At 41.7% G+C, this 25,171-nt stretch carries 21 protein-coding genes and 2 pseudogenes; 16 read left to right on the forward strand and 7 right to left on the reverse strand.

Annotated elements, in window-relative coordinates; genetic code table 11:
• Positions 1-31 precede the first annotated feature (31 nt).
• From hflX to glnA, 4 genes are all read left to right on the forward strand, one after another.
• Positions 32-1,318, forward strand: a complete 1,287-nt coding sequence (hflX, locus tag G3352_RS21980; RefSeq protein WP_163759857.1) for a GTPase HflX — start codon at positions 32-34, stop codon at positions 1,316-1,318.
• A gap of 84 nt (positions 1,319-1,402) precedes the next feature.
• On the forward strand, positions 1,403-2,656 hold the full coding sequence (locus G3352_RS21985; RefSeq protein WP_163759860.1) for a methionine gamma-lyase family protein: 1,254 nt from the start codon (positions 1,403-1,405) through the stop codon (positions 2,654-2,656).
• 83 nt (positions 2,657-2,739) lie between these two features.
• Positions 2,740-3,153, forward strand: coding sequence for a MerR family transcriptional regulator (locus tag G3352_RS21990; protein WP_063563200.1), 414 nt, complete (start codon positions 2,740-2,742; stop codon positions 3,151-3,153).
• Positions 3,154-3,282: 129 nt separating this feature from the next.
• Complete coding sequence (gene glnA, locus G3352_RS21995) at positions 3,283-4,611, forward strand: type I glutamate--ammonia ligase (protein ID WP_163759863.1); 1,329 nt, start codon at positions 3,283-3,285, stop codon at positions 4,609-4,611.
• 71 nt (positions 4,612-4,682) lie between these two features.
• Here the strand turns inward: glnA and G3352_RS22000 are convergent.
• A pseudogene (locus tag G3352_RS22000) lies at positions 4,683-5,315 on the reverse strand (site-specific integrase); the annotation flags it as partial.
• 333 nt (positions 5,316-5,648) lie between these two features.
• Between G3352_RS22000 and G3352_RS22005 the strand changes: the two are divergent.
• Positions 5,649-6,395 carry a hypothetical protein gene (locus tag G3352_RS22005; RefSeq protein ID WP_163759866.1) on the forward strand — a complete coding sequence of 249 codons (747 nt, stop codon included), beginning with the start codon at positions 5,649-5,651 and terminating at the stop codon, positions 6,393-6,395.
• A gap of 228 nt (positions 6,396-6,623) precedes the next feature.
• Here G3352_RS22005 and G3352_RS22010 read toward each other — a convergent pair whose 3' ends face one another.
• The 3 genes and pseudogenes from G3352_RS22010 to G3352_RS22020 all read right to left on the reverse strand — a co-directional run bounded on the left by G3352_RS22010 (position 6,624) and on the right by G3352_RS22020 (position 8,989).
• Positions 6,624-7,091, reverse strand: a complete 468-nt coding sequence (locus G3352_RS22010; RefSeq protein ID WP_163759871.1) for a hypothetical protein — start codon at positions 7,089-7,091, stop codon at positions 6,624-6,626.
• Between the two features lie 493 nt (positions 7,092-7,584).
• On the reverse strand, positions 7,585-7,935 hold the full coding sequence (locus G3352_RS22015; RefSeq protein ID WP_163759874.1) for a hypothetical protein: 351 nt from the start codon (positions 7,933-7,935) through the stop codon (positions 7,585-7,587).
• Positions 7,936-8,100: 165 nt separating this feature from the next.
• Positions 8,101-8,989, reverse strand: a pseudogene (locus tag G3352_RS22020) (ATP-dependent DNA ligase).
• A 544-nt stretch (positions 8,990-9,533) separates the two neighbouring features.
• On the opposite strand from G3352_RS22020, the gene G3352_RS22025 reads away from it, so the two are divergent.
• Positions 9,534-9,797: a YolD-like family protein gene (locus G3352_RS22025; RefSeq protein ID WP_163759878.1), complete on the forward strand. Its 264-nt coding sequence runs from the start codon at positions 9,534-9,536 to the stop codon at positions 9,795-9,797.
• Positions 9,798-10,294: 497 nt separating this feature from the next.
• On the opposite strand, the gene G3352_RS22030 is transcribed toward G3352_RS22025, so the two are convergent.
• On the reverse strand, positions 10,295-10,954 hold the full coding sequence (locus G3352_RS22030; RefSeq protein WP_163759881.1) for a CatB-related O-acetyltransferase: 660 nt from the start codon (positions 10,952-10,954) through the stop codon (positions 10,295-10,297).
• Between the two features lie 548 nt (positions 10,955-11,502).
• Here G3352_RS22030 and G3352_RS22035 point away from each other — a divergent pair.
• A complete protein-coding gene (locus G3352_RS22035) occupies positions 11,503-12,804 on the forward strand; it encodes an aldehyde dehydrogenase (RefSeq protein ID WP_163759884.1) in 1,302 nt (433 codons plus the stop codon).
• A 110-nt stretch (positions 12,805-12,914) separates the two neighbouring features.
• Here the strand turns inward: G3352_RS22035 and lexA are convergent, their stop codons facing one another.
• The gene (lexA, locus tag G3352_RS22040; RefSeq protein WP_024630400.1) at positions 12,915-13,541 is read right to left on the reverse strand and encodes a transcriptional repressor LexA; all 627 of its coding nucleotides are present in this window, start codon (positions 13,539-13,541) and stop codon (positions 12,915-12,917) included.
• Positions 13,542-13,846: 305 nt separating this feature from the next.
• Here lexA and G3352_RS22045 point away from each other — a divergent pair, with 305 nt between their 5' ends.
• From G3352_RS22045 to G3352_RS22080, 8 genes are all read left to right on the forward strand, one after another.
• On the forward strand, positions 13,847-14,224 hold the full coding sequence (locus G3352_RS22045) for a LysM peptidoglycan-binding domain-containing protein (protein WP_163759887.1): 378 nt from the start codon (positions 13,847-13,849) through the stop codon (positions 14,222-14,224).
• Positions 14,225-14,320: 96 nt separating this feature from the next.
• Positions 14,321-14,530, forward strand: a complete 210-nt coding sequence (locus G3352_RS22050; RefSeq protein WP_163759890.1) for a DUF896 domain-containing protein — start codon at positions 14,321-14,323, stop codon at positions 14,528-14,530.
• A 126-nt stretch (positions 14,531-14,656) separates the two neighbouring features.
• A complete protein-coding gene (locus G3352_RS22055; protein ID WP_163759892.1) occupies positions 14,657-15,169 on the forward strand; it encodes a vitamin K epoxide reductase family protein in 513 nt (170 codons plus the stop codon).
• A 28-nt stretch (positions 15,170-15,197) separates the two neighbouring features.
• Positions 15,198-16,004 (forward strand): HAD family hydrolase, encoded by an 807-nt coding sequence (locus tag G3352_RS22060; RefSeq protein ID WP_163759895.1) that lies wholly within the window; start codon positions 15,198-15,200, stop codon positions 16,002-16,004.
• 543 nt (positions 16,005-16,547) lie between these two features.
• Complete coding sequence (locus G3352_RS22065; RefSeq protein WP_076289097.1) at positions 16,548-17,510, forward strand: ABC transporter permease; 963 nt, start codon at positions 16,548-16,550, stop codon at positions 17,508-17,510.
• A gap of 12 nt (positions 17,511-17,522) precedes the next feature.
• Positions 17,523-18,392 (forward strand): carbohydrate ABC transporter permease, encoded by an 870-nt coding sequence (locus G3352_RS22070; RefSeq protein WP_024630394.1) that lies wholly within the window; start codon positions 17,523-17,525, stop codon positions 18,390-18,392.
• A 77-nt stretch (positions 18,393-18,469) separates the two neighbouring features.
• A complete protein-coding gene (locus G3352_RS22075) occupies positions 18,470-20,101 on the forward strand; it encodes an ABC transporter substrate-binding protein (RefSeq protein ID WP_163759898.1) in 1,632 nt (543 codons plus the stop codon).
• Between the two features lie 104 nt (positions 20,102-20,205).
• Positions 20,206-20,880 (forward strand): GntR family transcriptional regulator, encoded by a 675-nt coding sequence (locus G3352_RS22080; protein ID WP_076289099.1) that lies wholly within the window; start codon positions 20,206-20,208, stop codon positions 20,878-20,880.
• Positions 20,881-20,969: 89 nt separating this feature from the next.
• On the opposite strand, the gene G3352_RS22085 is transcribed toward G3352_RS22080, so the two are convergent.
• Positions 20,970-21,515 (reverse strand): cupin domain-containing protein, encoded by a 546-nt coding sequence (locus G3352_RS22085; RefSeq protein ID WP_163760002.1) that lies wholly within the window; start codon positions 21,513-21,515, stop codon positions 20,970-20,972.
• A gap of 179 nt (positions 21,516-21,694) precedes the next feature.
• Here G3352_RS22085 and metH point away from each other — a divergent pair, with 179 nt between their 5' ends.
• Positions 21,695-25,135: a methionine synthase gene (metH, locus tag G3352_RS22090; RefSeq protein WP_163759902.1), complete on the forward strand. Its 3,441-nt coding sequence runs from the start codon at positions 21,695-21,697 to the stop codon at positions 25,133-25,135.
• Positions 25,136-25,171: the final 36 nt, after the last annotated feature.

The raw sequence follows: 25,171 nt of genomic DNA on the forward strand, positions 1-25,171 counted from the left end.
GGAAACGTAATAGAAGGAGTGAATATACACGATGACAAATGGCACACATGATACAGATATGGTGAAGAAGGATCGCGCCGTGTTGGTGAGTCTGGTTACCGATGAGGTCAAACGTTCGGGTATTAATCCGGAGTACTCTCTTGAGGAGTTGGTAAAACTCGCCGAGACGGCAGGCGTGGAAGTGCTGAGTGTATTGTCACAGAACCTGAAAATCCGGGACACCAAATGGTTCATTGGTAAGGGGAAAGTGGAAGAACTTCGTGCAGTGGCTGAGGAAATGGGAGCAACAACAGCTATTTTTGATCAGGAGCTGTCCGGTGCTCAGGTTCGTAACCTGGAAGAAGCGTTGGATCTCAAAATTATTGATCGCACCCAGCTGATCTTGGATATCTTTGCGCAGCGCGCCAACACAAGAGAAGGTATTATCCAGGTTGAGTTGGCTCAGTTGAGCTATTTGTTACCACGTTTGTCGGGTCACGGGAAGAATTTGTCCAGACTTGGCGGCGGAATTGGAACGCGGGGTCCAGGTGAAAGTAAACTGGAGACTGATCGTCGACATATTCGTGGCCGCATAGATGACTTGAAGCGTCATTTGGAAGAAGTGACACGTCATCGCAAGCTGCACCGGGAGCGTCGCAAAAAGACGGGGATCGTTCAGGTAGCCCTTGTAGGTTATACGAATGCGGGTAAATCCACCTTGCTTAAACAATTAACGGCGGCAGATGTGTATATTCAAGACCAGCTGTTTGCCACACTGGATCCAACCTCACGGACGATGGAACTGCCAAGTGGTAAAGAAATCGTACTCACAGATACGGTTGGGTTTATACAAAACCTTCCTCATGATCTGATTGCGGCTTTCCGTGCAACGCTGGAGGAAGTGAATGAAGCGGACCTTATATTACATGTGGTCGATGCATCATCTGCAATGCGTGAAGACCAGATGAAAACGGTACACACGATTTTGCAGCAACTGGGTTCAGGGGACAAGCCTCAATTGGTATTGTATAACAAAAAGGATGCTTGTACACCGGAGCAGCTTGAAATGCTTCCTTTGGATAAAGAACATATCAAAGTGAGCGCTCTAGATGCAGATGACTTGCTGAAAATTCGGGAGCTTATCCAGGCTGAATTGACTGGCGCTACCAAACGGTTCCGTATTCCGGCTGAGCGTGGCGATCTTACATCTGTACTTTACAAAATTGGTGATGTGGTTGAGACTACATTTGAAGATAATGATGTTATTTATGAAGTGGAACTGCAAAAAGGTGAATATGAGAAATTCGGTTATTTACTTGAAGATTTCATACAACTGTAACATCGATGACATATTTGTATGATAAGTTGACACGATAATTGATGTTTGACGTCAGATTCGTGCTATGAAGGGGAATGAAGTAAGATGGTAAGCTTTGATTCAGAGATTATTGAACTTCAACGACAGGTTGAAAGTCAGATTGTGGGGCAATTGCAACAGGTTGACCGGATCACCGATCATAACCAATGGAAAGTAATCAATGCTTTTCAGCGTAGAAAAGTGAGCGATTTTCACTTTGCGGGTTCAACGGGTTACGCGTATAACGATCGGGGGCGCGAGGTGCTTGATGAAGTATATGCCGATGTGTTTGGTGCAGAGGCTGCACTGGTGCGTCCCCATTTTGCGTCTGGTACACATACTATTGCTACAGCTTTGTTCGGTGTGCTTCGTCCAGGCGACGAGTTATTGTACATTACGGGTAAGCCCTATGACACATTGCATAAGGTCATAGGTAAGCCGGGTGATGGAACAGGATCGTTAAGGGATTTCGGCATTGGCTATCAAGAGACGGCTCTGTTAGAAGATGGCGGAGTAGATTGGGCAGCAGTAGAGAAAAGTATCAATGCAGCGACAAAAGTCATTGGTATTCAACGCTCCAGAGGATATGATTGGAGATCTTCCTTCTGTATTGAAGAAATCGCTGATATGGTTGCACGTGTAAAGGCGATCAAGGAAGATGTCATCGTATTTGTGGATAACTGTTATGGTGAATTCACGGAGGAACGTGAGCCAACTGAAGTCGGGGTAGATCTAATGGCAGGTTCACTGATTAAAAATCCCGGTGGAGGTCTGGCCGAAACCGGTGGATACATATGCGGGAAGGAAAAGTATGTTCAATTGGCTGCCTATCGTTTGACTGCTCCCGGAATTGGCGCGGAGGTTGGCGCGATGTTGGGCACCACTCGTGGCATCTACCAAGGACTTTACATGGCTCCGACAATTGTGGGACAAGCCATTAAAGGAAGCGTGTTCGCTGCGGCGATGTTTGCTGCTTCCGGATTTATAACCAAACCGGCATGGAACGAGATACGTACAGATCTGATTCAGGCTGTTCAATTCAGTTCGGCCGAGCATTTAATTGCCTTCGTACAAGGAATACAGCGCGCTGCCGCAGTAGATAGCCATGTTGTTCCTGAACCGTGGGACATGCCAGGTTATGAGCATCCTGTCATTATGGCGGCAGGTACGTTTATACAAGGTGGGAGCCTTGAGTTGTCTGCAGATGCGCCTATCCGTGAGCCTTATATTGGCTATATGCAGGGCGGTTTAACGTACTCCCATGTTAAATATGGCGTTTTGATGGCATTACAGACCATGAAAGAACGTAAATTATTGTGAGTTTATCTAACACATCATTGACACTTAGTAATAACTAACTGTACAATAGAGTGAAGAAAAGATGACTGGAAGGTTGATGAATGATGGGTGACGAAATTCGCAGAAATATGGCCTTATTCCCGATAGGTATAGTTATGAAACTTACGGATCTGTCCGCGCGTCAGATTCGTTATTATGAGCAGCACAGTTTGATTGTTCCTGCGAGAACGTCAGGTAATCAGCGTTTGTTCTCTTTCAATGACGTAGAACGATTGCTGGAAATCAAGGCTCTGATTGAAAAAGGAGTTAACATCGCGGGTATTAAACAAGTGATGAATCCTGTATCCAAAGAGTCAGAAGAAGCAACGGTTATTACGGCTGATACGGAAGTGAAACGTAGAGAACTGTCGGATTCCCAACTGCATCGTCTGCTTAAACAACAACTGGTGTCAGGTAAGAGACCTGGACAAGTATCTCTCATCCAGGGAGAGCTTTCCCGTTTCTTTAATAAAAAATAAGTTCGTATAACCTCGTAGGTCAGGGGAAATCCTGCTTTTGGGTAGGGGGACTCCTTGACCCATGCAATATTCTAATGTACAAATATAACAGGCAAGCCAAATACGCAGAGAAGAAAGGGAGAGGGTATCGTGAGTTTTACTAAAGAAGACATACTACGCATCTCAAAAGAAGAAAATGTACGATTCGTTCGTTTGCAATTTACCGATTTGCTTGGAGCAATCAAAAACGTTGAAATCCCTGTGAGCCAACTTACCAAGGCTCTGGATAATAAAATGATGTTTGATGGATCTTCCATTGAAGGTTATGTACGTATTGAAGAGTCCGACATGTACCTCTATCCGGATCTCGATTCTTGGTTGATTTTCCCTTGGGTAGCCGAGAACCGTGTTGCTCGACTGATTTGCGACGTATATCTTCCGGATGGTAATCCGTTTCCAGGAGATCCGCGTGGCATCTTGAAACGAAACCTGAAAGAAGCCGAAGAAATGGGATTCACTTCCTTCAACGTCGGTCCTGAACCAGAGTTCTTCTTGTTCAAAACAGACGAAAAAGGAAACCCGACTAACGAACTGAATGACCAAGGTGGATATTTCGACCTTGCGCCTACGGACCTTGGTGAAAACTGTCGTCGTGACATTGTTATCACACTTGAAGAAATGGGCTTTGAGATCGAAGCTTCCCACCATGAGGTAGCTCCAGGTCAGCATGAGATCGACTTTAAATATGCTGATGCTCTAAAAGCAGCAGACCAAATCCAAACGTTCAAACTCGTTGTTAAAACGATTGCACGTCAGCATGGTCTACATGCTACCTTTATGCCGAAACCGCTGTTTGGTATGAACGGTTCCGGTATGCACTGTAACCAATCCTTGTTCCAAGGCAAAGAGAACGCATTCGTAGACGAGTCTGACGAGCTGGGTCTGAGCAAAACTGCACGTCACTTCATGGCTGGAACTTTGAAGCATGCGCGTGCGTTTGCAGCAATTACCAACCCAACTGTGAACTCATACAAACGTCTTGTACCAGGTTATGAAGCCCCTTGTTATGTAGCATGGTCCGCCAGTAACCGTAGCCCAATGATCCGTATTCCAGCTTCCCGTGGTCTGAGTACACGTGTTGAGGTTCGTAATCCGGATCCGGCTGCTAACCCTTACTTGGCTTTGGCTGTTTTATTGAAAGCAGGTCTGGATGGAATCAAACGTGAGCTGTCCTTGCCAGCTCCAATTGACCGTAACATCTACATCATGTCAGAAGAAGAGCGTGTGGAAGAAGGCATTCCAAGCTTACCGGCTGACCTGAAAGAAGCATTGAACGAATTGATCCGCAGCGAAGTAATTTGTGATGCACTTGGCGATCACGCCCTGGCTCACTTCTACGAGCTGAAAGAAATTGAGTGGGATATGTATAGAACACAAGTCCACCAATGGGAACGCGATCAATATATCACGTTGTACTAATTGAATAAACCTTATACCTATGGGGTTTTTTGAGGATTTGAATGGGGGACGTTTGAATGGGGATTATACTTCTATTGAGGAGTGTCTCCCAAACGTCCCCCATTTTGATTTTTTGAACCAAGAATGTTGGCGGTATACTGTTCATACTTCTCAATATTGCGTTGCTCTAACTTTTTGGAGATGTGAGCATATATATCAGAGGTGATTTGCACACTTCCATGACCAAGCTGTTCTTGAACAAATTTTATGTCTGCACCGGCTTCAAGCATGAGTACAGCATATGTGTGTCTAAGAGAATGGATTCGAAGATCTTCACTTAACTCTGCTCGCTTTAAAATCCTCTGGAAAGCATTGAAGAGGGTAGACTTTGGCATGTGGTTTCCATCGTTTCGACACAACACTAAATTTAGATCATGCCTGTACATGGATTCTCCCAGGTTAATTTTATTTTGGTTTTGCCATGTGGCGTGATATCTCAAATCATTGATTAAGCTAGTGCTTACAGTAATTGTGTGCGTGGATCTGAAGGTTTTGGTATCTCCAAATAGCTCATCATCATTTTCTGCCTGAAAATCAAGTGTTTCATCAATGTGTATCTTTTTTTCCTTGAAGTTAATGTCAGACCATTTTAAAGCAGCGGCTTCACCTTTTCTCATACCTGTTTCAATAAGAAGTTTAAAGAATATCCAGTAAATATATCCATATATCCTCTAGCTGCATGTAGAAAAATAGCCGAATTCCGTATTGACCAGAGTATCGAAACAAATTCTCTCACTCAGACTAAGTGATGTCATCACAAAATCAATTTTAGCAATGGGTAGCAAACTTGATGCTATGTCTGCTGAACTAATCTTAGTAGAGTTGGAAAATTAAGGTATTTTGGAGATGCTTTTCGCTGTAGGTTGCATAAACAATGAAGAATCGCATATTAGAATTTTCTATAATATTGAAGAACTAAAATAACACGATTGTCCGTACTGTTGGGAAAAAATGGATTTCAACAATATTCGTGTTGGTTTCAGAAGAAAGAGGACAATATGAATATCACCGATTTCTCTGACTTTAAACTAATTGCCGAGAGTTTAGGTGATCATATCTTTTGGAAACCGCTTGAACTGTCAGAAATAGAAGAAGTCTCAAAGTATATTGATAAATTAAATGAGTCTAAAAGCTGGAATAGAGGTAGAAATCAAGAAAAAGGGGCACTTTTAGAGGATTTTGCTGTATATGTATTTGCGAGATTCCAAGGTGTGGAAGTTGAAAAAAATAGGCGTCCTACTGACAATGAGACAGACGTTGAAGTTACTTTAAGTGAAATCTTCGCACCAGAGTTTATGAGACAATATCTAAGCCCAAAAATAATTTGCGAGTACAAGAATAAAGCCACATCCAGTGTTGATATAGGGATGGTAGCAAAACTTGCTGAATTATTACCAAGTAGGGGATCAAAGATTGGTATCTTCTTTTCCATTAATGGAATAAGTAGGAATGGGTGGCGATATGGTGAGGGGAAAAGAAAAAAGATTTTACTTAAAACCGGTATTCCTATAATTTCATTTCGTATTGATGAACTAAGGCAACTTTTAGATGGCCGTAATTTTTACACAATGATTAAGGAAAAAATAAAGAATCTATACGATGAGATTGATGATGATTCGCCCGATGCACCAAGTACAGGGCATATTGAATATAAAAAAAGAATGTTAGAAATCAAAATCATCTTACATTTTGTGAAATGTAAAATAATAGATGATACTGATGCAGAAAAGTTACGAAAAAAATGATAGAGGTTTACGGACCAGTTGATGAAGATACTGGCTGAAGTTATTGTTTGATAATTTTAAAGAACTGGTAGCATTAAATGAACGCAACCAATTATAGGTTGGCGTTCTGTTTATTTTAAAAATAGAGCGGGTGTGTAATGATGAATACATATAAAGTACTACAAATGAAAAAGGCTCTCCTGCATTAAGCTGGAGAGTCTTTTTTTGAATATGGACTATAATAGTTGGTTAGCTGTGTTTTGTAAATTGAATTGTATAAGGTTCGTTGTAGTTGTTGATGCCGTTATCCATAATTCTGAAGTAAACTTTCTCACCAGGTTTAGCACTCATACCAATTGCCTCAGCGTATCCAGGCCCATTCCAGTTATCCATTTGAATGGAAAGGATCGCACCGCTTGCATCCATTTTAATAACACCCATAATAATATCGAAATTAGGTGGCGGGGTAGCAATAACGCCAAATGAGATTACAGAAGATCCATTTGTGTTGTCTACAAGATAATAATCATTATCACTCATGCTATCTAAATACTGTGTTGCGCTAAATCCAGAATTCTGATTAACACTTGAGTACATCACTTCTGCTGTCTCAAAGGTATCAGCCCAACCGGTTTTAGCGAATGCAGAACTTGAACCAAATGCCAATAAACAAGCGGTTGCCATAACAGAAATAGAGAATTTTCTTAATCTTTTCATATTCAAACCTCCCAAATATACTAGAACCAATAAAGTAGATTCTGTTTTATGTTGTTATTTGAACTTAAAGATGTCGAAGAGCCTCTTACATAATTAGGTCGGCCAACCATGGATAAATATACCATATGTAATGTATATTTGTAAATGATATTGTTGTTAAATGTTGGATGAACAAATATTATTATGGAATTTGTAGTTTATAAGTCATTATGTGCAGGAAGTACATGCCTTTTGTCGAATGGGTAGATTTAGTGATGAGATGAATTATACATATAAGATATTATCCACAGATATGGATTTCTTCGCAGCAGCCTTAACGCAAGTCCGTGTTTCCGTCTGGCTTGTCCTCGGTGATCGCGAACATATCATTGATTATGGCGGACCAATAGAAGAGTATAGCCCAGTATCCATTAAGATTATGGTGAAGAGATACTTTCGTGATACGTTTGAATTTAGGGTACAAAAATAGGAGCCTTTTATAGGCTCCTATAATTCAATCAAATAGTTTCTTTATGAAATTCAACAAATCATAACCATACTCTTCAAGTATTAAGCTTACCCCTGCTAATCCAATAAATAAAAATACACATCCACAAAAAAGGCAAACAGTAATAGAACTAAAAGCACTAGAATTACCATAATGTTGACCGCAGTGCGGGCATACATAAGCACTTGTTGATATTGTTCTTTCGCATGATTCACAACTCATTAATTTACTAGCTGGCTTAAATTTATCAATAATATTCACTACCATCATATAAAAGCACATAAACGCAAAACAAAACATTACCAAAAGCATTATTATAGCTACCCCGGACATAAACACATCACTTAAACTGTCCATTTTTCTCCCCCTAAACTCTCTATGTATCATATAAAATCTATTTGACTCAATTGAGTCTATCAGAAACAAACAAAACCTTCCATATCTTTCAAAAGCATAGTCATTGAAAAAAGCGATACCTTAAAGATATCGCTCCGCGTTCAGTTGTGATGATGGTGCATGTACTCAGCTTATTTCCGTCTGGATCTGTCCAGGTTTCATAACGATAAATTGATCAAACACAGGGATACGTAGCAAACCAGATTTGGTCCAGTTCCGCATCTTAACTCGTGCCTGTATCCGGGGTTCCAAGTAAACGTTGTTCTTGTCTTCACCCGTTATAAGTTGGGCACACATACCACGAAACGCCTGCTTATGTTTTGGACTCGGACTATGCTCAATAACTCCTACCGGGCGCATCCTGCCAGATGGATCAGGAACGGCTGCCAGCCATCCGAATTCTGCTTTTTTGTATCCAGTAATATAGACATCAGCGTAAGACCAGTTGATGACCTTCATCCAGTCCTTAGATCGTCTGCTGACATACACGCTGTCTTTGCGCTTGCCAACTACACCTTCCATGCCCATGGCTTCTATCTGGGCGTACAAATCTTCTACAGCGCCTTCTATATGGGGCACAACTCCAAAGCTTCTTGACGGCAAATTGAGATTATGAAGTATCGTCTTACGCTCATGAGTGGCAGCTTGCGTAGATCCCGGCCTTGGTAAAAAAGAATATCGAATATGGCGAAGGTGGCCGGCAACGACTTGGTGAACTGCGTTATCTTGCTGGCCTGCTTGGTGCTAAATCTATCATGACTGCCTCGAAGTCGTTCAGACCTGTTGCTGGATCGGTGCAAGCGACCTCACCGTCCAAAATGATATCTTCATCAAACGACAGCTGAAGCTCAGGGTATTGCGGGGTACAGTCGTTGTTGTGACGAGTGAATAACCGGACGTTGCCGGACTGTTGCGAATATATAAGTCAGTGACCATCAACTTTAGGCTCATAGATAAAATCAGAATGACTGAATGGTCCCGGTGCTGTTTCAAGTAACATTTGACTTATAAACATAAAAAAACACCTCACTCCATTATAGCGTTTTGCCATAAAGAGTAGAGGTGGTAAGTTTTAGAGAAGCAGATCGTATTGTTCTTCTTTTTTGGTTTTATTGAGCTATCGTTTCCCGTTAGGTGAATTATTTGGAGTCTCATGGCATAGGAGTTAGTAAATTCTTCAACGTGTTAATCATCCAAATATACACAATAACAGTTACAATCGCACCTGAAAGAATCCAATTATATAGTTTGCGAAATTTCATCAATTTTCCAATCAGCTTATAGAAAATCATTAATAGTATCGTTGTGACCATGATAAACCCAATTAGAAATATTATGAACATATTATCGCACGTCCTAACCTCATTTACTTCCTATACGTATTTATCTATACAAAGTTGCGTTAATCTGCCCGTTAGTTGAACACAAGCAGCCGATCATATACGTCTAACATAGTGATTTTAGAAGGCTGGGAGCGTGAAGGTGAACGACCTAAGTTTGAGCACACACCACCTCCGAGGAACATCGACTATTGGACTGAATATTAAGGAGGCGATATTATGGCTAGCAAATTGAGGCTAACGCGCATATACGAGGGATCGCGTATAATTCTTCCTGAACATCGAGAAGCATTTTTAAGGGATCAGAAGGAACAAGAGAGGAAGGGGAAGCCTGTCTTAGATGAACAGGAAATGCAGCTCATTGAAGAATTGATCCTGGAATCTCACCAAGAATGCCGATCTGTTAAGATGACTGTATTTAATCCGTTTGATGACGAAATCATGCGGGGCGTTGTGACATCGATCGATAAGCCAAACAGGTGAATCAAACTTGTACGTGGTGAGGAGGATTACAGCTGGATTAAGATCGAAGAAATCACTGCGGCAAGCCGATAATTGATAGAGCCCAAGGGATTAATCAAGGGGCTCAGTTTTTTTCCTACTATTATATAGGGTTGTTTCTGACATTTGATTTGTAATCCATCGGAGTTGTACTGACGGTTCATTTGAAGTTTGGGGGGCATCCCCCAACTCGTCCCCCAAACATCCCCCAAGTCGTGAAAAGCTATGATTACATACGAACGTTCGTTCTTGTACGTTGTCGTATATAGCTCATATATATTGAAAGAAACAATAATATGAAGCGATCGTACATAAATAGAACACAAGTCGACCAATGGGAACGCGATCAATATATCACGTTGTACTAATAGCTCAATCCCTTGGCGCTCTAACGCTGAGGGGTTTTTCTTTTTGTGGGCGGTAGATATAAAAAAAGCTAGATAGAATAATATTCTACCTAGCTTTATATCTATAGGAACTCAGTCCTTAATTTCTGATAAGTAGTGCTCATATAACTCGTTAATTGAAGAACTAGAAAGTAAGTGAGTGACTGCTTCAATTGATTCTCTTTTCCAATCAAACCAGCGCATTTCTTTTAACTTCATGATTTCTTCTTCTGAGAAACGCTTTCTAACTTCTTTTGCAGGATTGCCACCAACTATCGTGTAAGGGGCGACATCTTTTGTCACAACTGAGCCTGCTGCAACAATCGCACCTTCCCCAATGGTAACACCAGGCATAATCATTGCATTCATGCCGATCCATGCATCGCTTTCTATAATGGTATCTCCCTTGGGTGAGAAGGAATGGCTAATTTGATCAGCGAACGGATAAACAGTGATCCACTCCGCATGATGATTGTTATTTCCTCCCATAAGAATAACAACACCGGCTGCGATACATACATAATTACCAATAATCAATCGATCTATTTGCCATCCAAAGTCCTCAATGGGGTTGAATAAGCTCCTGGATTTGTCATCTCCCCATAAATATCTCACGCATCCGTCTTCAAAAGATGAATTGTTATCATAATAACCGGAGTAATAAGAGTAATCGCCGACTTCGATTAATGGATTGGTTACAATATCCTTTAAGTACTTAATTTCAGACCAGTGATTAAATTGGTTTATATTCATTTTAGTTTCCTCGCTTCTAAGTTTTATTTCTGAGTAACTTAGAAGCGTGATACGGTAGCCACATTTTTTAGTTTTTTTAGACGACGAATCATCTGAATCATCCTTCCTTAAGATATGAGGGCGATTATAACAATGACCTCCTTTTTTGTCAATCCTATTCTAATAAAGAGATGTCAGTGTGGATCCTCCCTCAAAGTGTATATAATGAAGAAAAAATTCAGGAAGAGAAAATATAGACAGAACACGTGCCACCATTTGGAAGGGTAGATACATCACGTTGGACTAAAACGGGGACGGGAATAAAAATGTAATGAGGAAGCTGGCATTCGTAGCATAAGTTTTGGCCTCTTAGTGTTATTGCCTTTTATGTAGTCAATAAGAAATAGAATGGTTAATTAAAATATCATTATATCGTTGAAGCGAGAGTATGTTTTAATTGTTTGCTCAATTTTTACAGTATCTATATGTTGATAGTTTCATATAATTGCGTTATAATTCATTTATGTTTTTAGAAATTAAATTTTGGACAATTAATTGGAGATGTTAATATGGAACAAGAGAAGCAACTGGTTGCCGCACAGCGGACATTTTTTTATACAGGACAAACGAAGTCTATTGAGTACCGTATTCGTGCTCTTCAGGAATTAAGACGGGGAATTGAGAAGCATCAGCAACGTATTCTTGACGCACTTCGTGCGGATCTAAATAAATCTGAAACAGAGGCTTATGGCTCTGAGATTCGGATCGTATTGGGTGAACTGGATTTTGCATTGGAACATTTGGAGGAATGGGCTACACCAAAACCTGTACCTACAAATTCTGCTATACCTGATGGCACAAGCCTAATTTATCCCGAACCTTATGGAGTTGCTCTTATTATTGCACCATGGAACTATCCGTTCCAATTGGCTTTCGGCCCTCTGATTGGAGCCATTGCTGCGGGTAACTGTGCCATTATTAAGCCGTCTGAATTAACCCCAGCCGTATCACGTCTGACTTATGATTTGGTTCATGAGATATTTCCTAGTGAGTACTTGGCAGTTATGGAAGGGGAAGTCGAGACAAGTACAGCACTATTGAAGGAACAGTTTGATTATATTTTCTTTACCGGTAGTACGGGTGTTGGCCGCATCGTTATGAAGGCAGCTGCTGAGCATTTGACTCCAGTTACGTTGGAACTAGGTGGTAAGAGTCCGGTCATTGTTCATCAGGATGCTGATTTGAAGCTGGCAGCTCAGCGCATTGTGCGTGGTAAATTCCTGAATGCTGGGCAAACCTGTGTCGCTCCGGACTACTTGCTTGTACACGAGGACGTACATGACAAATTACTTGAATTGATCGCTGCAGAAATTCAGGATAAATTTGGAGATGATGTGATGAAAAATGCTGATTTTCCACACATTGTCAACGCACGTAACTTTGATCGTTTATCGGTTTTGCTCCAAGATGGCAAAGCAATGATCGGTGGACGTTCTGAACGTGATCAGCTGCTCATTGAACCAACAGTTCTGGGGGAAGTGGGTTGGAAATCCCCAGTGATGCAAGAAGAGATCTTTGGTCCAATTCTTCCTGTATTTAGGTATACCGACCTCGATCCCATGCTAGATGAGATTGTTCGTCGTCCAAAACCACTGGCATTATATCTCTTCACTCAGGATGAGGATCTGCAGAATCAAGTTCTGAATCAAGTATCTTTTGGTGGTGGTTGTATTAATGACACCTTGTCTCATATGACATCACATTATCTTCCGTTTGGCGGCGTAGGAGAAAGTGGAATGGGTTCCTACCATGGTCAACAAAGTTTTGATGTGTTCTCTCATCATAAAAGCATTCTTAAACGCAGCGAATAGTCGGCTAACGTAGAACAATATAAGTAGTATAAAAAAAGAGGTTGTCCCGTTGAACGGGACAACCTCTTTAAGTATCTTATTGTGAGACTTCTGTACAACTACAATACATATTAATGAATATCACGGAAAAGGCCAATGACTTTGCCCAGAATGCTAACGTGTTTCAAACGCAACGGTTCAAAAGTCGAATTTTCCGGTTGAAGACGAATATGATCTTTCTCTTTGTAGAACGTTTTTACCGTTGCTTCATCGTCTTCAGTCATGGCTACTACGATATCGCCGTTATCTGCAGTTTGCTGCTGACGTACGATAACATAGTCTCCGTTAACAATGCCTGCTTCTACCATACTGTCTCCCACGACCGAAAGCATAAATACTTTCTGTTCGCCTACATAATGCGTAGGAAGAGGGAAGTAATCTTCGATATTTTCTGTTGCTGTGATCGGAACCCCTGCAGTAACTTTACCCACGACAGGAATGCGAGCAACGCTGTGAGCAAACTGATGTGAATGCTCTGACTCTTCCTGGCTGAGAAGTTCAATGGCTCTTGGTTTGGTTGGGTCACGTCTAATCAGACCTTTCTTCTCCAAACGATCCAGATGTCCATGTACTGTAGAGCTGGAAGCCAATCCAACGGCTTCACCAATTTCGCGTACGGAAGGAGGATACCCCTTCAACCGGACTTCATTGCGTATAAACTCCAGAATAGCCTGTTGCCTGCTGGATATCTTCGACATACCGTATCAACCCCATTTTAGTAACGTTTGGGAAAATTATAACATAGAACCTCCGTTCGTACAAACATAAGTTCTAAATAAAATACCATAAAATCAATGTTTTTTTGCAAATTAAGATGAAAATTTTCTTTGAGTCTAATCAAATACTGCAAATGACAGTTCCCGTACAATAGAAGAAAGATAGTGGACTGTAGGATACAATAAAAAAAAGCGAACAATTGTTCTAAAAAGTTATTGTACAAAACAAGTGTTCGTGTTATATTGATTTCAACGGATAGGAACAAACGTTTGGAGGTCGATATTTAATGAGATATTCTACTTATCAAAGCATTTACGAGCCGGTGCATTCTGAAGTGGTTGAAACTAATATAAGGAATTTTAAAAAGGTATTTGCAAAACGCAATGTCCCAACATGGGTGCTGAAATTAATAATCGTAAGCTTAATTATATTGGTTGGATGCAGTACAGTATTGACTGTGTTCGCTGGCAATGAGAAAGATTTGTTGCCTGGAGGGAAGATGGCAGTTTCACAAGGAGATACACTATGGAGTATATCTTTGGATCACAAACCTGGAACAATGGATACACGGGTATATATAGAAGCAATTAAGAAAGTAAATCAACTTCAGTCAACTTCAATACAAGTGGGGCAAGTCTTAATACTGCCTCAATTCACAGAATAAAACTGCATATCCACACGCGCTAATGCATGTCAGCTTGACAAGCTGCCCTTATCATGTCAAAGTTAATAAGACTTTGTATTTTTGGAGGGGACAAGCTTGGATATAGATAGTCTGGTAGCACGTATTAATGAATTGGCCCGTAAGAAAAAATCCACTGGATTGACAGAGGAAGAGCTCGCAGAGCGTGCCAAGCTTAGAGAAATCTATTTGAATAACATTCGAAGCAATTTCAGACAGCAACTGGATTCGATTGAAATTGTAGATGATGAGAACGATCAGGGCCACCAAGGCAAACTCAAACATTAAGGAAACCTAATGATATCAATATGATATTTAGGTTTCTTCCTGTTATCTAGAGGTTGCAAATTATAGGGGGAAATGTTGGTTTGCAGTTATGTAAGCCGATACAAAGAACATCTAAGGGGGATTCTTATGTCGCGTTCGTTCGAGAGAACGGTTCGAAAAAATTCTAAGCAGTTGAATCAGCAACGCAAAAAAAGCGGTAAACCGGTTTCCGGTACACCAGGTGAGGACGTATTTAAAGGACGCAGCCTGCTGTTTCCTATTTTTCTGATCGGACTAGCATTCCTGTACCTCTTTATGAGTACATTTCTTGTCAAAGCTCCGATGACCACTTGGGACTGGGTGACCATGTTGCTGTACGTATTTTTGGCAGTCATCTTCATGCTCCGTCGCCCTTATGTCAAAATAGGAAGTAATCGGATTTTGACGACAAAAGGGAACCGCGAGCGTTCAATTGGAGTCGACGATATCGTGAAATTCAGAATTGAGCCAGGTACGGTTGTAATTGAGCATAATGCACGAGGTAAGAGATGGGTATTTACCAAACTACTTAATCGTTATGATACCGATGCAATCACTGAACGTCTTCTGAAATTCGCCAAAGCACATCAGATCACCGTGGAAACATACGAGAAAAAGTAATTATTGCATAAAGGGGAAGATGACCGAAATGGCGTTAAAAGCGATTTTGTTCGACCTAGATGATACTTTACTGTGGGATGAGCGCAGTGTTCGAGAAGCCTTCCATGAGACTTGCCTGATTGCAGCTCAAGAGACTGGTGTTAAACCCGAAGACCTTGAAGAAGCTGTTCGTAATGAGGCACGTAATCTGTATGAATCTTATGAAACTTTTTCGTTTACCAAAATGATTGGGATTAACCCGTTTGAAGGTCTTTGGGCTAACTTCACGGGTGGGGATCAGCCGGAGTTTCGCCAGTTGGAGCAACTTGCACCCGCATATCGTAAAGAGTCATGGCGTCGCGGCTTGTTAAAATTGGGTGTTGATCGTGAAGATCTGGCGGAACGACTTGCCTCACAATTTGGGGCTGAGCGGAGATCAAGACCCCATGTCTATGAAGAAACGATGGAAACATTGAGTCATCTGCAAGGGAAGTTCAAGCTTTTGCTTTTAACCAACGGCTGTCCTGCTTTACAACAAGAGAAACTTGATGGTGTTCCTGAATTGGCTCCTTTTTTTGACGAAATTATTATTTCGGGTACGTTCGGTAAAGGGAAACCGGATCCTTCGATCTTCGAACACGCATTGAGTAAGCTGGGAGTGCAACCTGAGGAAAGTTTGATGGTTGGAGATAAGCTTACGACTGATATTCGTGGAGCGTTGTCTGCAGGTATTCAATCTGTTTGGATTAACCGTGAGAATAAAGAAAATACCGAATCGTATGTGCCTGACCATCAAATCAAGCATTTATCCGAATTGGAACGAATCATTGCCGAATTCTCAATTAGTGCATCTTAAATCGTTTTTTCATGTACTACTCAAACATTGTTAGGTTTTATGAGATGTATTTTATCCATAAAACCTAACAATGTTTTTTGTTTTTGGACAGCTTGAACTATACCGTAATAACAAAATATAATTTTTTTTACTAAAAGTTATTGAAATTATAGAACTGCTGATTTAGAATATAACTAACATACTAGTATGACTAGTATGCGAATGAATGCAGCGAATATCTGTTGACTTACTTGAATGAAGTGGAAACGGGAGTTATTCGCTATAATTTTCACATCGTTTGTAAGCGCTTTACATAATTGGAGGAAACCATTTGGTTCTGGAAATACAACATGAAGTGGTTAGTGAGAAAATGAGGGTAAGCATCTTAACCGAAATGTGCCTCTATTAATTTTCAAAATTGATATCGCTTACATTAGTTTGGTTTATTCTGCAGGTGGGGGTGAAGTGCATCTGATTACTTGTCTTCTACAAAAAGAAGAGATGATAAGCATTGATCGAAAACGCTTTTATTTTATTAAGCTAAGGATCGGAGTGAAATAACATATGGAGTCGGAAACCGCTAAAACCACGCTAACGATGACATCTTTACGTAAAGAAAGCAGGTTAAGAACTATTACAGCTCTGCTTCGCAAAGATTGGCAGCTGTACTCACTGTTAATTCTTCCAATTATCTATCTTATTATTTTCAAATATGGGCCCATGCTCGGTAATGTGATCGCATTTAGACGATTTGTACCGGGAGGCAGTATTTTTGGAGAGACGTGGGTTGGATTCAGGTATTTTCAGATGTTCATTCAAGACCCAACCTTTTGGAAAGTATTTGGGAACACACTTATGCTCGGTGGACTTGCGTTACTTTTCACCTTCCCAGTTCCGATCATTTTTGCATTGCTGCTGAATGAGGTGAAAAGCAAACGTTTCAAAAAGTTTGTGCAGACCGCATCGTATCTTCCGCACTTCTTGTCCATCGTTATCGTTGCCGGAATGATTCTGCAATTAACGGCAGTTAATGGCTCCATTAACGGAATGGTTTCATTCTTTACTGGAGACAGCATTCCTTTCATGCAACGTGCGGAATGGTTCAGAACAATTTATATCACCTCTGAGGTTTGGCAAGGTATGGGGTGGGGTGCCATTCTATATTTGGCTGCATTAACAACAATTGATGATTCTTTGTATGAGGCTGCGCGGATCGATGGTGCGAACCGTTGGAAGCAAACCCTCCATATAACTATACCAGGCATTTTGCCAACGATCGTTACATTGCTGATTTTAAACATGGGTAATTTCCTTGCGGTTGGATTTGAGAAAATCTTGCTCCTTTACAATCCGCTGATCTACGAGACATCTGACGTGATTTCTACTTATCTGTACCGGGTAGGTTTGCAGTCCAGCAATTTTAGCTATGCTACCGCCATTGGTTTGTTCGAATCCATTATTGGACTGATCTTGGTATTCTCGGTTAATGCAATTTCACGCAGACTGACACAACGAAGCTTGTGGTAAAGGAGGAGCAACATGCTGGAATCAAAATCATACAAAGTATTTAAAGTTTTCAATGCCATCTTTTTGCTGCTTGTGGTATTCATTACGCTCTATCCGTTTTTGAATGTCGTGGCCCAGTCTTTCAGCAGCGAGGCTTATATCAATTCAGGCAAGGTAAGCATTATCCCAAGAGGGTTTAATGTAGAAACTTACAAGACCATTTCTCGTGATAGCATGTTCTGGACCAACTATAAAAACACAATTATATATACCGTTGTTGGTACTTTGATTTCTATGTTCATGACGACCATTTTCGCTTATGCCTTATCCAAGAAAAGATTAATGGGACGAAAATTTTTGACGATGTTCGCCGTATTCACGATGTTTTTCAGTGGCGGCTTGATTCCTAACTATGTCCTGATTAACTCTCTGGGCTTCAATAATACGATGTGGGCACTGGTTGTGCCTGGGGCAATCAGCATTTATAACATGTTAATTATGAAATCATTTTTTGAAAACATGCCTGAAGAGCTTGAGGAAGCGGCAGCTATTGACGGTTTGAATACGTATGGCATTTTGTTGCGGATCATTCTACCACTGAGTAAAGCTGTCATGGCAACGATGGTTCTGTTTTACGCTGTAGGACACTGGAACTCTTGGTTTCCTGCCTTCCTGTATCTCGACAAAAAGGAACTGTTTCCCGTTACGATCTACTTGCGCAATATGATTGCAGGTGCAACTGGCGGTGCTTCGGCTGGTGCTTCAGCGGATAATCTGACTCAAATTTCTGCAAATATCAAATCGGTCACAATGGTACTCACCATTTTGCCTATTTTAACGATTTATCCATTTGTTCAAAGATACTTTGTAACCGGTATCATGTTGGGATCTGTTAAACAGTAAAACAGTAATCCTAACCCAATATAGTTCAACATCTTGATTGTAAGGCCAATCTAAACCACATGCAGGGGGAGAATTGAATGAAACAGAGACCACGTAAGCTGGTAGGCAAGATGGTATTGGCAACAATGATGAGTGTCGTTCTGGCAGCATGTAGCAGCGGAGCTGGTGGAGACAAAGTCGAACCAGAATCCAAGGGAGCCATGGAGTCCTATGGTGTAGGGGAGACCTTCAAAGCCACTGAACCATTTAATCTATCTATTCTGTACAGTGACCAGCCAGCATACCCGTACAAAAAGGATTGGCTCCTGTTCCAAAAAATCACGGAAAAAACAGGAGTAACGCTGGAGCCTACCATCGTTCCGATGAGTGACTATTCCCAGAAAAGATCCCTTCTGATCAGTTCTGGAGATGCCCCACTGGTTATTCCGAAAACCTATCCGGGTGAAGAAGCGGCTTTTGTATCCTCGGGTGCGATTTTGCCAGTGAGTGACTATGTTGATTTGATGCCTAACTTCAAGGATAAAGTAGAGAAATGGGGACTTCAGGATGAACTTGAGGGTCTTCGACAAGAAGATGGGAAATATTATGTACTCCCGGGTTTACATGAAGAGGTTTGGCCGGACTATACCCTTATTGTGAGAACTGATATTTTTGAGAAAAATAACATTGCCATTCCAAAGACATGGGATGAATTGTATGATGCAGCCAAAAAGCTAAAAGAAATCTATCCAGATTCCGTTCCGTTCTCAGATCGTTTCCAATTTAACAGTACATTGAATATTGCTGCTACCAGTTTTGGAACGAAAGCTGGGTGGGGATTTGGCAATGGTTTAACGTATAAAGAAGATCAGGATGAATTTGTATACACTTCGACTACGCCGGAATACAAGGAAATGTTAACTTACTTTAACAAGCTTGTATCGGAGGGGCTGCTGGATAAAGAAAGCTTCACCCAGGACGATGACCAGGCTATTCAAAAGTTTGTTTCTGGAAAATCCTTCATTATTAATGGAAACTCGCAAACGGTAGTGCTTCATCGTAATGACATGAATAAAACGTTGGGAGAAGGAAATTTCTCCATCGCCAAAATTACAGTTCCTGGTGGCCCTAAAGGTCAATTGATGTCCGGCTCCAGACTTGAAAACGGTGTCATGGTTTCCGGGAAAATTAAAGACAACGAGAATTTCAAAGCAACCATGCAATTTATTGACTGGTTATACTATAGTGATGAAGGTCAAGAATTTGCCAAATGGGGTGTAGAAGGCGAAACCTTCACCAAACAGGATGGCGTTCGTAAGTTGGCCGAAGATGTGAACTATAACGGATTGAATCCAAAAGGCACGAAGGACTTGCGCATCGATTACGGATTCTCCGGTGGTGTGTTTGCCTATGGAGGAACGACAGATTTGTTGCACTCCATGTTTAGTGAGGAAGAATTGAAATTCCAGCAAGACATGAAAGATATCAAAGAAGTGGTTCCTGCGGAGCCTCCAATTCCTTACTCGGATATCGATCGTGAACAGGTGACACTGCTTAGCACACCGCTTAAAGATTTCTCTGATCAAAATACGCTTAAATTCATTTTGGGAGAACGTAAACTTTCTGAGTTTGATGCATTTGTAAAAGAGCTGGAGAGCCAAGGCTTGCCTCAGTATATGCAGCTTTCCAATGACACGTATAAGAAATACAAAGAAAACAAGCAACAATAGTTCTGAACTGAAATTTGCCCATTGCCGTTTCATTTAGGGAATTTAAGTGGAACGGCAAATTGTGCTAAGATGGATGAATATGGCTGAGAGGAAGAGGTTAAGGAATGTCACTTAATCAAAAGATTAGAGGTTCGACCCGGGCTTATTCATACAATCTGATAAAGGAACGAATTCTGCACCTTGAACTTGAGCCTGGTACCAAGATTTCCGAGAAGGAAATTGCGGATGAATTGCAAGTAAGCAGAACGCCAGTACGTGAAGCTTTCATGAAGCTTGCCGAGGAAGAATTACTGGATATCATTCCACAGAGTGGAACCATTGTCTCCCATATTAATCTGGAGCATGTTGAAGAAGGCCGGTTTATGAGAGAGAAGATGGAGAAGGAAATTGTCACTCTGGCTTGTGCCTCTTTTCCCGAAGAGTTCAGATTTAGACTTGAAACCAATATCGCCATGCAGGAAGTATGTATAGGGAAAAATAATTTTTATCGGCTTTTTGAACTAGATGAAGAGTTTCATCAGATATTGTTTCAAGGCACAGGAAAAATGAGAACTTGGAAAATGCTACAGCAGCTCAATATTCCCTTTAATCGGCTTCGTTTATTACGCTTGTCTGAGGATTCCGATGCAGAGGTTATTATTTCACAACATAAAGAAATATACCGACTTATTACGGAACGTGAAACCGAGCGAGCTGTTGAGGTTATGGAAGCTCATCTCAGACTAGTTGTTGTTGAACAAGAGAAGATGAAGGCAAAATATCCACATTATTTTATATAGAACATCTAATGTTGTATACTATCTGAATATGCAGAAACCCCTGTTCGAATTGAACAGGGGTTTGTTGAGCAAATAATATAATTTGCTTATTAGGCTTGTTTGATAAACGTTGGATCTGGGTAAGGATCTGCGATCCAGCCATCTTTTTCAATAAACAGACGTACGGCAATGATTTGTTTGTTTTCCATCAAAGTGAAGAAGTGTGGGGTGTTCTCGGGTACCGAGATAACGTCTCCAGGAGACAATTCTACATTAAAGTAACCTACATCATCTGTAGCTTTGATGACAAAGATTCCTTTGCCGGCTACAATAGCGCGGATTTCATCTTCAGCATGAGTATGAATCTCTTCGAATTTTGCAAGCTTCTCTTCAATATCTGGTGTTTGTTCAGACAGCGTAATTACATCCCAGATTTGGTACCCGCGACGCGCAGCCAAGTCTCTGATTTCATAGTCATATGTTTTTAGTACTTCTTCTTTTTGTTCATCGGTGAGTCCAAAGTTGTTTTGCAGATCAGTGTTTAATTTGGACGCGTCCCATTTTTCAAATAATACTTCATATTTGTTTAAGAAATTTCGAACATTTTCGTCTCCTGTGATACGTTCGTTCGTATTTCGGATTACAATTTCAGCCATATTCTTTCCCTCTTTTCCACTTGGTTTAATCGCTATTATATCGGACTCCTCTATTTTTGTCGATTCACAAATTCCTTCGACCTTCATAAAAAACCGCCATGGAACTGATCAAACCCGATCTTTCACATTAAGTTAGTTTCTGTTAAACTAAGATTTAACGTTTTGCGGAGGTGACGATATTGGACAAGCTTAGCCTACATGATGCATTAAAACAACGAATATTGATCCTCGACGGTGCAATGGGGACCATGATTCAACAAGTTGATCTCACAGGCGCAGATTTTGGCGGAGAAGACCTGGATGGATGTAATGAAATGCTTGTACTTACACGTCCAGAGCTAATCCAGCGTATTCATGAGGAATATCTGGAAGCCGGTGCTGACTTAATTGAAACAAATACGTTTGGTGCAACATCTGTTGTACTTGCTGAATATGACATTCAGGACCGTGCACGTGAAATTAATCTCGAAGCAGCCAGAATTGCAAAAGCAGCCGTGGATCGATTTTCGACACCGGAGTCTCCACGTTATGTGGTAGGTGCCATGGGACCTACAACCAAAACGCTGTCAGTAACAGGTGGAGTTACTTTTCAAGAGCTCATTGACAGCTATTTTGAGCAAGCGCTTGCTTTAATTGAGGGAGGCGTTGATGCGCTGCTGCTCGAAACCTCACAAGATACGCTCAATGTAAAAGCAGGTAGCATTGGAATTCAACAGGCATTCGAGCAAAGTGGTATCAAGCTTCCTCTGATGATCTCAGGAACGATCGAACCGATGGGCACAACCCTCGCTGGTCAGAACATTGAGTCTTTTTATATATCCTTAGAACACCTTAACCCAATTTCGGTGGGACTAAACTGTGCTACAGGTCCGGAATTCATGCGTGACCATATTCGCTCGCTTTCCGGGATGGCTTCAGTTGCAGTAAGTTGTTATCCAAATGCAGGTCTTCCGGATGAAAACGGTAATTACCATGAATCCCCGGATTCACTTGCTCAGAAGATCGGTGCTTTTGCCGAACAGGGCTGGTTGAACATCGCGGGTGGCTGCTGTGGAACAACGCCTGCACATATTCGGGCAATGCGGGATACACTTGCCAAGTACCCTCCCAGAGAAATGAACGGAACACATCCACCAGCGTTGTCAGGAATAGATCCAGTCTACGTTGAACAGGACAATCGACCTTATATGGTTGGGGAACGTACGAACGTACTTGGATCACGGAAATTCAAGCGTCTTATTGTTGAAGGGAAATATGAAGAAGCTTCAGAAATTGCTCGGGCTCAGGTGAAAAATGGGGCACATGTTGTCGACGTTTGTGTTCAAGACCCGGACCGTGAAGAAGCCGAAGACATGGAGAAATTCCTTGAACTTGTTGTCAAAAAAGTAAAGGTGCCACTGATGATCGATACAACTGATGCAGCCGTCATCGACCTTGCACTGCAATACTCTCAGGGTAAAGCGATAATTAACTCCATTAACCTTGAGGATGGCGAGGAAAAGTTCGAGCTGGTCACTCCGCTCTTGCATAAATACGGCGGTGCTGTCGTTGTCGGAACGATTGATGAACGTGGACAAGCCATTAGTCGTGAGGACAAGCTGGAGGTAGCCAAGCGGTCTTACGATTTGCTGGTAAACAAATATGGGTTAAAAGCCGAAGACCTGATTTTTGATACCCTGGTGTTTCCAGTAGGGACGGGCGATGAACAGTATATCGGTTCGGCCAAAGAAACAATCGAAGGTATTCGTGTCATTAAAGAAGCGATGCCTGAATGCCATACGATACTGGGGATCAGTAACATTTCATTTGGATTGCCTGAAGCAGGGCGTGAAGTACTGAACTCTGTATTTTTATATGAGTGTACCAAAGCAGGTCTCGATTATGCCATCGTTAACACAGAGAAGCTGGAGCGTTATGCATCCATCCCGGAAGAAGAGCGCAGACTCTCGGAAGAGCTGTTATATAATACGAATGACGAAACACTGGCTGCTTTTGTAGCGGCGTTCCGTAACAAAAAGGTTGAGAAAAAAGAAAAGATTTCGAACCTGTCGTTGGAAGAACGTCTTGCATCATATGTTGTTGAAGGAAGCAAAGAAGGTTTGCTGCCCGATCTGGAGCAAGCACTCGCCAAATATACAGCCCTTGAAGTAATCAATGGCCCGTTGATGCGGGGCATGGAAGAAGTAGGACGACTGTTTAACAATAATGAGCTGATCGTAGCAGAAGTGCTTCAGAGCGCGGAAGTTATGAAGGCTTCGGTAGCATATTTGGAACAGTTCATGGAGAAGAATGAGACGTCAGTTAAAGGAAAGATTATTCTAGCGACGGTCAAAGGCGATGTGCATGACATCGGCAAAAACCTGGTGGAGATCATCCTTTCCAATAACGGTTACCGGATCATTAATTTGGGTATAAAAGTACCACCAGAGCGAATTATTGAGGCATACAGAGAAGAGAAAGTCGATGCAATCGGTCTATCCGGTCTGTTGGTAAAATCGGCGCAACAGATGATTCTTACCGCTCAGGACTTACGTACCGCAGGAATTGATGTACCTATTATGGTTGGTGGAGCGGCATTGACACGCAAATTCACCAAGAATCGTATACGCCCGGAATATAATGGCATGGTTGTATATGCAAAAGATGCGATGGACGGTCTGGATTTGGCTAACAAACTCATGAACCCAAGCACTCGCGAAGTGATGCAGTTGGAGATGGACGCTGAAAAAGAGGCGGACGCAGCTGGTGCAGAAACCGTTACCTCACTTCCCGAGCTTACACGGGTAGAGCGTTCGGATATCGCAATAGACAACCCGGTTCTCGTTCCACCGGATCTGGAACGACATGTGATGCGGAACTATCCGCTATCACACATATTACCGTATGTGAACATGCAGATGTTGCTAGGTCACCATCTTGGTTTGCGTGGCTCAGTAGAGCAGTTGCTTGCTTCGGGTGATCAGAAAGCTACTGACCTGAAAGCAGTAGTGGATGATATTATGCAGGAAGCTGTTCGTGACGGGATTATTCAAGCTCATGCGATGTATCGTTTCTTCCCGGCTCAGTCCAGCGGTAACAGTGTCATCATCTATGACCCGGAGAATACAAGTAATATCTTGCATACATTCACGTTCCCTCGTCAAAAAGTTGAGCCATACCTGTGTCTTTCCGATTTCTTGAAGCCAGTGGAATCCGGACAAATGGATTACGTTGGTTTCATGGTCGTAACGGCTGGGCACGGTGTACGGGAGTTATCAACAGCTTGGAAGGAGCAAGGTGATTATCTTCGCTCACATGCTCTGCAATCCGTAGCGCTTGAAGTAGCAGAGGGATTAGCTGAGCGAGTTCATCATATGATGAGAGATATCTGGGGATTCCCGGATCCAGCACAGATGACCATGAAGCAACGTCATGGAGCACGCTATCAGGGAATCAGGGTATCATTCGGATATCCGGCTTGTCCCGATTTGGAAGATCAAGGGCCACTGTTCAAGTTGTTACAGCCTGAGGATATTGGTGTGGAATTGACTGAAGGTTTCATGATGGAACCTGAAGCATCCGTATCGGCGATGGTATTCAGCCATCCGCAAGCGAAGTATTTTAACGTGGATAAGGCTTAAAAGTAAAAGGTCAGGCAAAGCCCTCCGCATTGTCGG

This window comes from Paenibacillus sp. ALJ109b, assembly GCF_010747435.1.
Classification (GTDB): Bacteria; Bacillota; Bacilli; order Paenibacillales; family Paenibacillaceae; genus Paenibacillus; species Paenibacillus taichungensis.